This is a genomic window from Kitasatospora sp. NPDC088351, from assembly GCF_040685575.1.
In the GTDB taxonomy this organism is placed as follows: Bacteria; Actinomycetota; Actinomycetes; order Streptomycetales; family Streptomycetaceae; genus Kitasatospora.
Map to the genome: position 1 here is coordinate 115,857 of NZ_JBFBIL010000018.1, position 13,220 is coordinate 129,076.

The following is a 13,220-nucleotide window of genomic DNA, read 5'->3' on the forward strand; positions in this document are numbered from 1 at the left end:
TGAATTCCCCGATCGCACACGCGCTATCTTCGCGCGTAGAACGACGGGGCCCGGCGGGGTCTCGGACAACCGGGCGCCGCCCCGTACGCTAGGCCCCATGCCCAAGACGCCACTGCACCCCTCTCCCCCGCCGCTGGAGGCCAACGACGTCGCCATCGTCGGCGGCGGCACGGTGCTGTGGTTCGTCGCCTTCCTGGTGCTGCTCCCCTTCCAGGGCACCCTCTCCGAGCAGGGCCACGGCAACTGGCCGTGGATCTGCCTGTCCGGCGCCGTCCTCGGCCTGATCGGCCTCTGGTACTGCCGCGCCCGCCGGGCCGCGATCGCCCGCGACCGCGCCGCCGCGGCCGGGGCGGAGGCCGGACAGGCCGACGGGGAGAACGGCCAGAACCCGGCCACCCGGTCGGACTGAATAGTCCTTTAGTAGCACGCACCGGACATAAGGCGCCCGTAGAGTCGGTGCCATGACGCACCCAGCGCATCCCGAGGAAGAGACGCCCGGAGACCGGCCCGACGGCGCCCACCCACTCGGGCTGCTGCCCGGTCGGCGAGGCGGGCTGACCTCCGCCGAGGTCGCCGAACGGGTCGCGCGGGGGGACGTCAACGACGTGCCCGCCCGGTCCAGCCGTTCCACCCGGGAGATCGTCCGGGCCAACGTCTTCACCCGGTTCAACGCGCTCATCGGCGTCATGTTCGGGATCATCCTGATCGTCGGACCGCTCCAGGACGGCCTGTTCGGCCTGGTGATCGTGGCCAACACGGCGATCGGGATCATCCAGGAACTGCGCGCCAAGAAGACCCTGGACAGCCTCGCGCTGATCGGCGAGGCCAGACCGCAGGTCCGCCGGGACGGCACAGTCCAGCAGATCGCCGTCGGCGGGATCGTGCTGGACGACACCGTGCTGCTCGGCATCGGCGACAAGGTGATCGTCGACGGCGAGGTCACCGAGGCCGACGGCCTGGAGATCGACGAGTCCCTGCTCACCGGCGAGCCCGACTCCGTCCTCAAGCAGCCCGGCGACCAGGTGATGTCCGGCAGCTTCGTGGTGGCCGGCGCGGGCGCCTTCACCGCCACCAAGGTCGGCCGCGCGGCGTACGCGGCGCAGCTGGCCGAGGAGGCCAGCCGGTTCACCCTGGTGAAGTCGGAGCTGCGCAGCGGTATCAACAGCATCCTGCGGTTCATCACCTGGCTGCTGGTGCCGACCGCGATCGGGCTGATCATCAGCCAGCTGGCGGTCGAGGGGCGCGACTGGCGGGAGGCCGTTCGCCGGATGGTGGCCGGCATCGTGCCGATGGTGCCCGAGGGACTGGTCCTGCTGACCTCCGTCGCCTTCGCGATCGGGGTCGTCCGGCTCGGCCGCAAGCAGTGCCTGGTGCAGGAGCTGCCCGCGATCGAGGGGCTGGCCCGGGTGGACACCGTCTGTCTGGACAAGACCGGCACCCTCACCGAGGGCGGCATGGACGTCATCGACCTGCGCGTCCTGGCCGACGGCCAGGGCGGCCAGGACGAGCAGGAGGACCAGGAGGACCAGGAGGACCAGGCCGGCCGGAGCGGCCAGGACCGCCCGGACGAGGCGGAGACGATCAAACGGGCGCTCGCGGTGATGGCCGGCGCCGACGCCCGGCCCAACCCGTCCATGCAGGCCGTCATCGACGCCTACGGCAGCGGTGACGGCGCCGGCAGCGGTGACGGCGCCGGCAGCGGCGACGGAAACGGCAGCGGCGACGGAAACGGCACCGGCGGCAACACCGCGGCCGGCGGCTGGCGCGTGATCGAGGCGATGCCGTTCTCCTCCGCCCGCAAGTGGAGCGGCGTACAGCTGCTGGAGCCGCAGGGCGGCGAGGCCAGCTGGCTGCTCGGCGCGCCCGACGTCCTGCTGCCCGCCGGGCACCCCGCCCTCGCCGAGGTGGACGAGCTGGGCGCCAAGGGCCTGCGGGTGCTGCTGCTCGGCCGCACCACCGTCCCGCTGGACGCCCCGGACCCGGCCGCCGACCTCCGGCCGCTCGCCCTGGTGGTGCTCCAGCAGCGGCTGCGCGAGGACGCCGCCGACACCCTGCGCTACTTCGAGGGGCAGCAGGTCCAGGCCAAGGTGATCTCCGGCGACTCCGCCGTCTCGGTCGGCGCGGTCGCCTCCCACCTCGGTCTGCCCGGCGCCGACCACCCGATGGACGCCCGGACGCTGCCCGCCGAGCCGGAGGAGTTCGCCGACGCCGCCGAGCGGACCACCGTCTTCGGCCGGGTCACCCCGCAGCAGAAGCGCGAGCTGGTCGGCGCCCTGCAGTCGCGCGGGCACACCGTGGCGATGACCGGCGACGGCGTCAACGACGTACTGGCGCTCAAGGACGCCGACATCGGCGTGGCCATGGGCACCGGCAGCGACGCGACCAAGGCCGTCGCCCAGATCGTGCTGCTCGACGACTCCTTCGCCACCCTCCCCTCGGTGGTCGCCGAGGGCCGCCGGGTGATCGGCAACATCGAGCGGGTGGCCGGCCTCTTCCTGGTGAAGACGGTGTACTCGGTGCTGCTCGCCCTGCTGGTGATCTGCGCCCACTCGCCGTACCCGTTCCTCCCCCGCCACTCCACCGTGCTCTCCACCCTCACCATCGGCGTGCCGGCCTTCTTCCTGGCGCTCGCGCCCAACAGCGAGCGGGCCAGGACCGGCTTTGTGAAGCGGGTGCTGCGGCTGGCCGTCCCGGGCGGGATCATCGCCGGTACCGCGACCTTCACGGCGTACGCGCTGGCCCGGTCCGACCACGCCACCGACCTCAAGGCCGACAGCAGCGTCGCCACCCTGACGCTGTTCCTGGTCGCGATCTGGGTGCTGGCGATCGTGGCCCGCCCGTACAACTGGTGGCGGCTGCTGCTGATCGGGACGATGGGCGGGGCGTTCGCCCTGGTGCTGCTGGTGCCCTGGCTGTCGGACTTCTTCCAGCTCTCGCTGGTCGGCACCCGCGACCCGCTGGTCGGCGTCGGCATCGCCGTGACGGCCGGTCTGATGCTGGAAGTGGTCTGGCGGATCATGCGGCGGAAGTCGGCCGAATAGCGGATGATGGCCCCGGGAAGGGGGCCGAATGGCGCGCGGTGGCAGGGAGCTGGAGGCGTTCACCGCCTTCCTCGGCGGAGTGCTGACGGTCGGGCTGCTGGCCCTGGCGCTGGCGGGGATCGGCGCGCTGATCGAGCCGGCCCCCTGGCAGCGGGACGCGGCCAAGGTGCTGATGGTGACGGCCTGGCTGAGCAGCACGGTCGGGATCTACCGCCGGCTGCTGCCCCGGGCCGGCCGGCGCCGCCCCGGGCCGGGAGACGACCGGCCGTAGGGCCAGGGCACCGAGGCCGACCGGCGCGGCAGTTGACCGGCCCGGTGCGCCAGGAACCGCCAGGAGCCCGCGTCAGCCCTCGAAGTCCCGGGCGGCGGACAGCTCGTAGGCCCGGTCGGGCTCGGTGAGCGCGGCCAGCACCTCGAACCGGCGGTGCCACTGACCGACCGACCAGGCCAGACCGGCCGCCAGCCCCTCCGGAGTGGCGGCGTGCAGCAGCCCGGGCACCGGCGGCAGCTCGAACTCGTCGTCCTCGTCCGCCGCTTCGGCCTCGTCCGGGTCGTACGGCGCCTCGGGGGTGTCCGCCGAGGTGTCCCAACGCCACTCCACGGCCGCCTCGTTGCCGTCCGGGCCGACCACCAGCAGCTCGTCGTGCTCCTCGTAGGCGACCGGGCAGCCGGGCAGCAGCTCGCGGACCACGGCCGGAACGCGGTGCAGCCGGCCCTCGGAGAGCACCCGGCCGCCGGCCACCTCGCTGGCGAGCGAGACGTGCAGCCGCTCGGCGAGGTCGGCCGCGAGTGCCGGGGCCACCGGCAACAGCGGGTACGGGTGCAGCAGTTGGACCAGGTCGGGGGCGTCGGCGACGACCGCCTCGGCGGCGTCGACGATCACCGTGTGCGCCGGGCGGCGGCCGGTGTCCGGATCCAGTGGCGGCAACGCCCGCACCACGTCCAGCGGGTCGATCCGCTCGACCGGAACACGGGCCAACGCGCTGTGGATACCGTGCAGTTGGCGGTGGCCGATCTCGGACGCCGGGTCGACGAGCCGGTCCAGCACCTCGTCCGGGCCGTGCGGTTCGGCCAGCAGCGCGGTCAGCGTGGTGCGCACGCCGAGCGCGTGCAGGAACTGCTCGTCCAGGCTGGTCCTGGCCTCCTCGTAGAGGCCGCGCAGCAGCGGGTCGGCCCCGGCCGCGCGCAGACCGGCCGGCTCCCGGCCGTCCAGCACCGGGTGGTCGCGCAGCCACCAGGCCGTGTACGGCGGCAGGTCGGTGTAGGAGCCGTCCGGCAGCAGGGTGCGGACGGGGTTGACCACCGCGTCCCGGTACGGCGGCCGGGCGAGCGCGGCCAGCGCCTGCGGCCAGGCGTCGTCGTCCACCAGGTCGAGGTCGCGGACGGCCAGCAGTTCGGCGGCGACCGGCGGGACGCCCGCGGTGTCGGCGTCGTCGGCGTGCAGCGCCTCCAGGGCGTCCTCGGCCCATTCGGCCAGCCCGTCGGGCGCCTCGTCGAGCAGCCCGGTGGGGTGGCCGCCGGCGGCGCGGTCGGCGGGGACGGTCGGGTCGAGCCGCTCCAGGTCGTCCGGGTCGAGCACCACGTCCTCGGCCCTGACCAGGACGAAGTCGGCCAGCACGCCGACCGCGGTGAGGACTTCGGGGCCCCAGCGGTCCAGCAGCTCGTCGTCCACCCACCCGGCCTCGTCCTCCCGGGCGAGGGCCGCGAACGGGCTGTCGGGCAGGATCAGCTCGCCCGCGCGGGCCGGCTCGCCCTCGTCGTCCAGCAGCGCCAGCCGGGCCAGCCACGGGTGTTCCCCGGCCGCCGGGGCGGCCGCCCTGACCAGGGCGAGCACCGAGTCGGCGAGGTCCACGGCGGCGTCCAGGTCGTCCTCGGCCAGCTCGTAGGAGCGGGCGACGGCGGCCCGCACCTCGGGGGTGTCCAGGACGCCGGCCGGGGTGGCGGTGGCCGCACCGAGCCTGGCGAGCAGCGGGTGGGCCGCCTCGGGGTGGGCGAGCCGCAGGTCGAGCAGGGCGAGCGCGCCGGCCAGCGACTCGGGGTAGCCGGGGTAGGCGGCCCAGTCGGCGTCCTCGGAGGGCAGCAGGACGCGGCGCGGACCGGTGACCGTCCGCCCGTCGGCGAGCGGGACGGGCAGCGCGCCGAGCGCCTCCGGGTCGGCCGCGCCGAGCGCCGCGTACAGGTTGCGCCACCAGGCGGGCTCGCGGTCCAGACCGCCGAGCTGGTCGACCACCTCGGCGAGCGGGACCCGGCGCACGTTCAGCACCCGCAGCTCGCTGCGGCGCTCCAGGCCGGCCGGCAGCAGCCCGGGGAAGATCGGCGCCAGCGCCTCGACCACCGAACCGTCCGCGCCCTCCAGCAGCGTGGCGTCCCGGGGGCGCAGCGCGGGCGTGCCCTCCTCGACGGGCGTCGGGTGCGGCAGGAACGGCGTGCCGGGCAGCCGGCCGAGGACGGCGGCCCGCAGCGCGTTGTCCAGCGCGCCCTGGCCCAGCGGGCCGGGGACGAGGCCGAGCGAGCCCAGGTCGCCGCCACGGGCGCGCAGCAGGTCGGCGTAGCAGTCGGCGGCGCGCTCGGTGAGGAAGTCGGCGAGCGGGCCGGGGGCGACGTGCCGACGGGTGGAGTCCAGCGGGTAGGAGGCGATCAGCAGCGCGGGCAGACCGAGCGGCTCGTCGCTGGGGGTGGGGGCGTGCAGCACCGGTTCGATGCCGGTCGGCTGCGGCGTACCGTCGGCGGCGACCGGGACGGCCCAGGTCACCGTCCAGTGCGGGCGGGCGCGTTCCTCGGTGGGGCGGTCGGCGAGCAGCGCGGCGTCCAGCGGGCCGGAGGCTCCGGCGGTCTGCCAGACGGTCCGCCGGGACCGCCCGCCGGCGTCGTCGGTGACGGTGACCTCGACGACCCCGTCCGGGCGCGGCTCGGCGGCGGAGCGGGTGAGCGTGCGGGTGCCGTCCGGGGTCTCCACCACGACCTCGGCGAGGCCGGGGAGGGTGAGCAGCAGGGCGTCGTCGATACCGGCCAGCAGCCGGCGGGTGAGGTCCTCGGCGGCGGCGTCGCGCAGCGGCAGGACGACCACGGTGTCGTATCCGTCGGGGGCCGGGCCCTCGGCCGCGAACGGCAGCCGCAGCAGCGGCACATGGCCGTCCCGGCGGCGCAGCTCCTCGGCCAGCGCGGGCTGCTCCTCGGCCAGCGCGCGGGCCTCGCCCAGCGACCAGCGCACCCCGCCTGCGGCGCCGAGCACGGCGGGCTCGTCGGTCACGGCGAGGACGGCGGCGAAGCCGACGCCGAACCGGCCGACGGTGGGCGCCTCGGGGCCGGCCGCGTCCCGCTTGGACGAGGCGCGCAGGGTGGACAGCGACTCGACGGCGGCGGCGTCCAGCGGGGCGCCGGTGTTGGCCGCGGCGAGCACACCACCGGCGAAGGTGAGCCGCAGCCGGCCGGGACCGCCGCCGGCCCGGACGGCGGCGTCGGCGGCGTTCTGCGCCAACTCGACGACCAGCCGGTCGCGGTAACCGCCGAGGGCGAGCTCCTCCTCGGCGTTGGCGTCCTCCCGGAACCGGGCCGGGGAGGCGGCCCAGGCGTCCAGCACCCGGCGGCGCAGCCCGGCACTGCCGAAGAGGTCCGCGAGGTGTCCGCCCGTGCCGCTGCCGATGATCCGAGGTTCCACTGGACCTGCCACCTTCCGCCGCCCTGTACTTCGTACGGGGGGCATTCTTCCCTGCCCCGGGCAGTGCTCCCGACCGCGACGGGCTCCGGCACACCGGCCGCGCCCCCGCGGGCCGCACCCGCCGGGCCGGACACGCCGCGGCCCGCCGCACCTCGGGGGTGGGCGGGCCGCGGGCGGTACGGGCTCAGGAGTGACCGAGCTCCTCGGCGGGGGCGTCCGGCTCGACCGAGCCCGACAGGCGGTCCGGGTGGAGCTGCAGCGGCTCGACCACCAGCTCGTCCAGGATCAGCTCGGACGGCGCCGGCGGGGCCGGGATGACGGCGGCCTCGGAGTGCCCGCCGCAGCCGTACGCGAAGGAGACGATCTGGCCGTCGGCCGGGCCGAACTCGTTGCCGCAGACGCCGAAGGCCTGGCCGAGCGAGCCGCCGATCGGGATCAGGAAGCCGCAGCTGTTGCAGGAGGCGGGGGCGGCCTGTGCCATCGGGGTCTGCGCGCCGTGCGTCTTCTCCCAGCGGTCGGCGGCGAGGTGCAGGCCGAGCCGGGAGAGCACCCGGCTGCGGCCCAGGCCGAGCTCCTCGGCGACGGCGCTGATCTGGGCGCGGGCCGGGGCGGGCTGGATGTGCGGGTCGGTGACGACCACGTCCTCCTCGGCCGCCAGCGCGACCGCGGAGTTCGGCGCCAGTTCGTCCTCGCCGGTCCAGCCCGGCTCCAGGCGCAGGTCGTCGGCGTCGGTGGGGAGCAGGTCGCCCGGGCCCATGTCGCCGGGGCGCAGCCGCTCGCTCCACGGCACCCACTGCGGTGCGAGGACGGCGTCCGGACCGGGCAGCAGCACGACCTCGTCCAGGGTGACGTTCTTGGCGCGCGGGGCGCGGGCCACGGTGACGGCCCAGTGCCAGCCTCGGTAGGCGGCGTCGAGGCACTCGAAGGTGTGGGTGACGACGCGGTCGGCGTCCGCCTGGACACCGAGGTGCGCCCCTACGGTTTCCGGTCCGACGGCCTCGTCCGCTGCCTGCCGGGCGAGTTCGACGGCCTCGGCACAGAGCCGATCGGGGGTACGGCTTCGCATCGCAGCACTCACGGCGTCGATTCTCTCCCAGTTCTTCTGTTGCCCACGGCGTGTTGCATGGTCCGTCGCGGCTTGGTGTCCCTCGTCCATTCTGCGCGACCACGGGCCGCTGCGGGTACCGGCCGCGCCGCCCGTCCGTCCGGCCGGCACCGGCGGGGCCTTCGGGCGGACCTTGGGCAGGCTACCCGCCGGGCGGCCACCCGGCACAGTCCGGGGCGTCCGCCGGGGCCGATCGGGCCGCGCCGAGCGGAGCGGAATCCCGCGTTGCGTTCCCGATTCTGGGGCAGGATGGGCTTGTGGCGGACGAACACCCGTCGCAGCACGCACTGCGCCCCTCGCAGGCAGGCAGCCCCGACGAGGCGGACGCCGTGCCGCGACAGCAGTCTTCGGCCCTCGGCGCGGGTGAACCGCCGCCAGTGGGCGCATCCGGGGCGCCCACACCCGGCCGGCGCCCTGCGGGCTCTCCCGCGGATCCGGCGGATCCCGCCGCGCCGGACGGGACCGACGAGGCCGACGGGGCCGACGCGACCGAGGGACCCCGCCGCAACTTCCTGGTCCGCTCCGCCTCCGCCGCCGGCGTCCAGACCGGGCGGGTGGTGCACGGCACCGGCCGCCGGATCCGCAAGGCGACCTCCGCCGAGGGCGCCGGCGAGTCGGGCCTGGCCAAACTGATCGAACTGCACGCGCTGAACTCCTTCGGCGACATGCTGATCACCGTCGCGCTGGCGTCCACCATCTTCTTCTCCGTGCCGACCGGCGAGGCCCGTGGCCGGGTGGCGCTCTACCTCCTGATCACCATGGCGCCGTTCGCCGTCCTGGCCCCGGTGATCGGCCCGCTGCTGGACCGGCTGCCGCACGGCCGCCGGGCCGCGATGGCGATGTCGATGCTGGCCCGCGCGGTGCTGGCGTGGACGATGGCGAGCACGATGGCGGGCGGTGGGCTGGCCCTCTACCCGGAGGCGCTGGGCGTCCTGGTGGCGTCCAAGGCGTACGGGGTGGTGCGCAGCGTCGTGGTGCCCCGGCTGCTGCCGAGCCGGCTGTCGCTCGTGAAGGCCAACTCCCGGGTCACCCTGGCCGGGCTGCTGGCCACCGGCGTCGCGGCGGGGGTGGGCGGGCTGCTTCATCTGATCGGCCCGGGCTGGCCGCTGCGCGGCGCCTTCCTGGTCTTCGTGATCGGCACCCTGATGGCCTTCCACCTGCCGCACGCGGTGGACTCCGCCAAGGGCGAGCAGCGCGCCGTCCTGCACGCCGAGGCACCCGGGGGCACCCTGCCGCCCGCCGACGGCGGGGCCGCCGCCGTACAGCCGCCGAAGGCCACCCTGCGCACGGTCGGCCCGTCGGTGATCCTCGCGCTGCGGGCGATGTCGGCGCTGCGCTGGCTGGTCGGCTTCCTGGTGATGTTCCTGGCGTTCCTGCTCCGTGACGATCCGGTCGGCGGCCTGCGGCCGACCCTGGCGCTCGGCCTGGTGGCGCTGGCGGCAGGGACGGGCAACGCGCTGGGCTCGGTGCTGGGTTCGTGGCTGCGCACCCGGGGCACCGAGGCGACGATCACCGCGATGATCCTGCTGGCGACCTGCGCGACGGCCGCGGCCGCGCTCTGGTACGGCGTGGTGACGGTGGTGGTGGTCGCCGGGGCGGCCGGGGTGGCGGCCTCGCTGGGCAAGCTGGCGCTGGACGCGCTGATCCAGCGGGACGTCCCGGAGGCGGTGCGGACCTCGGCCTTCGCCCGCTCGGAGACACTGCTCCAGCTGTCCTGGGTGGCCGGCGGCGCGGTCGGCATCCTGCTGCCGCTGGACGGCGCGCTGGGGCTCTCGGTGGCCGCCGGGGTGGTCGGCGTGGTGCTGCTCTGGACGGTCCGCAGCCTGTTCAAGGTGGGGCTGCGCCACCGGGCGGCCACGCCCCGGGTCGCCTGAGCGGGGCTCCCCCGCCCGGGTACAACACGCGGTTGCCGACCCCCGCGTAGCGTGACCGGCAAAGCCCGGTAGCCTCTGACGCATGAGCCTCAGCACCCGTGTCATCGCCGCCGTCGGCGCCGTCGTCGTGATCGGCGCCGGCACGGTCGGCGGGTCCATCGCCTACGCGACGGGCCAGACCGCGCCCAGCGACCACCGCGCGACCCTCACCGTCGGTACCTCCTCGACCGAGGCGGAGCCGTTCTGCTTCAACGACGGCAAGCCGCTCACGGACCAGCAGCAGGAGGACTGCCAGGACAAGGCGAGCAAGGCCCTGGACGAGGGCAGGCTCCCCAAGTCCGACGTGGTCGCCAGCGACCGGATCGGCGTCGGCGTGACCCCGACCGTCTCCGACCGCGGCTGGTGGGCGAACACCAACGGCGGCCAGACGAGCCAGGGCGGCCGCTTCATCCTGGCCTCCTCGGCCAAGGGCTCGACCTTCTCGGGCATGGTGCCGGCCTCCAAGGCGCTGAACGCCTCCGGCAAGACCCTGATCACCGTGGTCGAGGCCGACCCGAAGCAGCCCGACGCCATCTACGGCGTCTGGTACTTCCAGCTGAACACCAAGGACGCCTGACGGTCACCCGATGACCGCACACGCCTTCCCCGACGAGCGGTCGAGCCCCGAGCGGGCCCGGCTGCTCGTCGTCGTCGCGGTGCCGGCCGAGGCGGAGGCGGTGCTGCGCGGCCTGGCCGGTACCGCCCGCCCGCTGCCGGTACCGGGCGGTGAACTGCACCGCGCCGAGCACTCCTCGGGCGTGACGGTGGACGTCCTGGCGGGCGGGGTCGGCCCGGCCGCCGCCGCCTCGGCCGCGTCCGCCGCGCTCGGCGCCCGCCGCTACGGGCTGGCCGTCTCGGCCGGCATCGGCGGCGGTTTCGCCCCGCACGCGCCGGTGGGCGCCACCGTGGTCGCCGACGCGATCGTCGCCGCCGACCTGGGCGCCGAGACCCCCGAGGGCTTCGCCGACGTCACCGAACTGGGCTTCGGCACCGTCCGGCACACCCCGCCCGCCGCCGCCGTGGCCCGCGCCGCCGAGGCACTGGGGGCCGTCACCGGCACCGTGCTCACCGTCTCCACGGTGACCGGCGGCGCCGACCGCGCCGCGGCCCTGACCGCCCGCCACCCCCGCGCGGTGGCCGAGGCGATGGAGGGCTTCGGGGTGGCCGAGGCGGCCGCCCGGCACGGGGTGCCGGTGTTCGAACTGCGCACCGTCTCCAACCCGGTGGGCCCGCGCGACCGGGCCGCCTGGCGGATCGGCGAGGCGCTGGCCGCGCTGGAACGGGCCTTCGCCGAACTCCCGTACCCCGAGCTGCTCAAGGAGGCCGGCCGTGGCTGAACGGCTGAGCATCGCCTACTCGCCCTGCCCGAACGACACCTTCGTCTTCCACGCCTGGGCCCACGGCCTGGTGCCGGGCGCGGAGGCCCCCGAGGTCACCTTCGCGGACATCGACATCACCAACGGCCTCGCCGAACGCGGCGAGCTGGACGTCCTCAAGATCAGCTACGGCGCGCTGCCCTGGGTGCTGGACGAGTACACCCTGCTGCCCTGCGGCGGCGCGCTCGGCCGGGGCTGCGGGCCCCTGGTGCTCACCCGCCCCGGCCCCGCCGGCGAGACCCCGGAGCCGGCGGACCTCAGCGGCCGGACCGTCGCGGTGCCCTCCGAACGCTCCACCGCCTACCTGCTGTTCCGGCTCTGGGCGGCCAGGGCGGTGCCCGGCGGGCTCGGGAAGATCGTCGTCCTGCCGTTCCACGAGATCATGCCCGCCGTCCGGGACGGCCGGGTGGACGCCGGCCTGGTGATCCACGAGGCCCGCTTCACGTACCGGCAGTACGGGTTGCACAGCCTCGCCGACATGGGCGAGGCCTGGGAGCGGGAGACCGGCCTGCCGATCCCGCTCGGCGCGATCATCGCCCGGCGCTCGCTCGGCGCCGAGCGGCTGCGGGCGATCGGCGAGGCGATCCGCGCTTCCGTCCGGCAGGCCTGGGCGGACCCGCGGGCCGGCCGGGAGTACGTGCTGGCGCACGCGCAGGAGATGGACCCGGCCGTCGCGGAGCAGCACATCGGGCTGTACGTGAACGAGTTCACCGCGGACCTCGGCGAGGAGGGTTACGCGGCCGTGCGCGCACTGCTCACCCGGGCCGCCGCCGAGGGGCTGGTGCCCCCGCTCGCCCCGGGCGCGCTCGACTTCTGAGCGGTCCGACGCCCGACCGCTCCGACGCCCGACGGACCGGGCGCCCGACCAGCCGGGCGCCCGGGCGGGGCTACACGTCGAACTGGTCCGCCACCGCGCGCAGCAGGCCGGCCAGCTTCTGGCCGGTCGGCTTGGCCGGGTAACGGCCGTGCTGGAGGCCTGGCAGCACCGCGTCCAGCGTGGTGATCAGGTCCTGGACGATCGGCGCCATGTCGTCGGCGCTCTTGCGCTGGGCGGCGGCCACCGACGGCAGTGCGTCCAGCAGCTGCACGGCCATCGCCTGGTCGCCCCGGTGGCCCGCGACCACGCCGAACTCGACCCGCTGGCCCGGCTTCAGCGCGGTGACACCGGCGGGCAGCGCCTTGGTGTGGACGAAGACGTCGCCGCCGTCGTCGCGCGACAGGAAGCCGAAGCCCTTCGTCTCGTTGAACCACTTGACCTGGCCGGTGGGCATCTCGAACAGTCCTCGATGTGGGTGTGAGGGATCCCGGCCCTGGCCGGGGATCACTGGGTGGTGGGAGGGCGGGCCGACCTTCCGTGCACGCCCGGTGGGCGCTCGTGGTCAGCACGCTGTAGAAAGCAGACTAACGGTCCGTCACTGCCTCATCCGCGTTCCGCGAAAGATCCGTGCGGGGCTCTGACGGCCACGGGTGACCCGGTACTGGCATGGCCGGGGCGCGACGCGGCGCAGTCCACTGGCTCACACCCCCGGTCTGAGGAGACGGGGCGCACTTGTCGCACCCCTCGGCACAGCCTGCATACCCCCGCTCAACAGGGATCAAAACTCCCAGCTGCCGGGAAACTGCACAACGTGACCGGACCGCCCGTCCGCGAAGCGGTCCGCGGGCCGGTCGGACCGGACGCCCTGCCGGGTCGGACCGGACGCTCCGACCGACCGGTCCGGGCGCTCTGCCAGACTGGGGGAAGGACCGACCGCAGAGGAGCGACCAGAGTGAGCAGCCAGAGCGCCGACCACGGCGACGCCTACGTCAAGGCCGGAGCGATCGTCTTCGGGCTGGGCGCGCTCGCCACCCTGGTCACCTTCGTCCCGCTGTTCCTGCACCTCACCCCGCTGCCGACGGCCGCGTACTGGCTGAGCATGCTGATGCCGCTGGGCTTCCTGCTCGCCCTGGCCGGCCTGCTGCTCTCGGCCCGCGCCCAGCGCCGCCGGGTCGGGGCCTGACCGCCCGGCGGCACCCGCTCCGGCCCTGGCGCTAGCCTCCGTGTTTCGGTTCGCGTCGGCTGATCTGGGGTGATCCCTGTGTCGAAGGTCGCGGGGCTGCCGTCGGATGTTGGGCATGCCGAGGGCC

Annotated in this window: 11 protein-coding genes; 8 read left to right on the forward strand and 3 right to left on the reverse strand. The window is 75.2% G+C overall.

The annotated features are described in order from the left end of the window. Positions 1–97: 97 nt before the first annotated feature. From AB0P06_RS16135 to AB0P06_RS16145, 3 genes are read left to right on the forward strand one after another with little or no spacing between them, the layout of a single operon-like run. Positions 98–409, forward strand: coding sequence for a DUF2530 domain-containing protein (locus AB0P06_RS16135; RefSeq protein ID WP_363607898.1), 312 nt, complete (start codon positions 98–100; stop codon positions 407–409). 52 nt (positions 410–461) lie between these two features. Then, positions 462–3,041, forward strand: coding sequence for an HAD-IC family P-type ATPase (locus tag AB0P06_RS16140; RefSeq protein ID WP_363607899.1), 2,580 nt, complete (start codon positions 462–464; stop codon positions 3,039–3,041). Between the two features lie 28 nt (positions 3,042–3,069). After that, the gene (locus AB0P06_RS16145; protein ID WP_363607900.1) at positions 3,070–3,312 is read left to right on the forward strand and encodes a hypothetical protein; all 243 of its coding nucleotides are present in this window, start codon (positions 3,070–3,072) and stop codon (positions 3,310–3,312) included. Between the two features lie 72 nt (positions 3,313–3,384). Here the strand turns inward: AB0P06_RS16145 and AB0P06_RS16150 are convergent, their stop codons facing one another. Then, entirely contained in the window at positions 3,385–6,699 is a 3,315-nt protein-coding gene (locus tag AB0P06_RS16150; protein WP_363607901.1) for a molecular chaperone Hsp90, read from the reverse strand. 184 nt (positions 6,700–6,883) lie between these two features. Then, positions 6,884–7,765: a DUF3027 domain-containing protein gene (locus tag AB0P06_RS16155; RefSeq protein WP_363607913.1), complete on the reverse strand. Its 882-nt coding sequence runs from the start codon at positions 7,763–7,765 to the stop codon at positions 6,884–6,886. A 593-nt stretch (positions 7,766–8,358) separates the two neighbouring features. On the opposite strand from AB0P06_RS16155, the gene AB0P06_RS16160 reads away from it, so the two are divergent. The 4 genes from AB0P06_RS16160 (at position 8,359) to AB0P06_RS16175 (ending at position 11,910) form a co-directional block, all read left to right on the forward strand. Then, positions 8,359–9,678 (forward strand): MFS transporter, encoded by a 1,320-nt coding sequence (locus AB0P06_RS16160; protein ID WP_363607914.1) that lies wholly within the window; start codon positions 8,359–8,361, stop codon positions 9,676–9,678. An 82-nt stretch (positions 9,679–9,760) separates the two neighbouring features. Further along, positions 9,761–10,294: a hypothetical protein gene (locus tag AB0P06_RS16165; protein WP_363607902.1), complete on the forward strand. Its 534-nt coding sequence runs from the start codon at positions 9,761–9,763 to the stop codon at positions 10,292–10,294. 10 nt (positions 10,295–10,304) lie between these two features. Then, positions 10,305–11,054, forward strand: a complete 750-nt coding sequence (locus tag AB0P06_RS16170) for a futalosine hydrolase (protein ID WP_363607903.1) — start codon at positions 10,305–10,307, stop codon at positions 11,052–11,054. Continuing rightward, positions 11,047–11,910, forward strand: a complete 864-nt coding sequence (locus AB0P06_RS16175) for a 1,4-dihydroxy-6-naphthoate synthase (protein WP_363607904.1) — start codon at positions 11,047–11,049, stop codon at positions 11,908–11,910. The genes AB0P06_RS16170 and AB0P06_RS16175 overlap by 8 nt, the downstream gene beginning before the upstream one ends. Positions 11,911–11,980: 70 nt before the next feature. On the opposite strand, the gene AB0P06_RS16180 is transcribed toward AB0P06_RS16175, so the two are convergent. After that, positions 11,981–12,364: a cold-shock protein gene (locus tag AB0P06_RS16180; protein WP_363607905.1), complete on the reverse strand. Its 384-nt coding sequence runs from the start codon at positions 12,362–12,364 to the stop codon at positions 11,981–11,983. Positions 12,365–12,862: 498 nt separating this feature from the next. On the opposite strand from AB0P06_RS16180, the gene AB0P06_RS16185 reads away from it, so the two are divergent. Continuing rightward, positions 12,863–13,093 carry a hypothetical protein gene (locus AB0P06_RS16185; RefSeq protein WP_363607906.1) on the forward strand — a complete coding sequence of 77 codons (231 nt, stop codon included), beginning with the start codon at positions 12,863–12,865 and terminating at the stop codon, positions 13,091–13,093. Positions 13,094–13,220 lie beyond the last annotated feature (127 nt).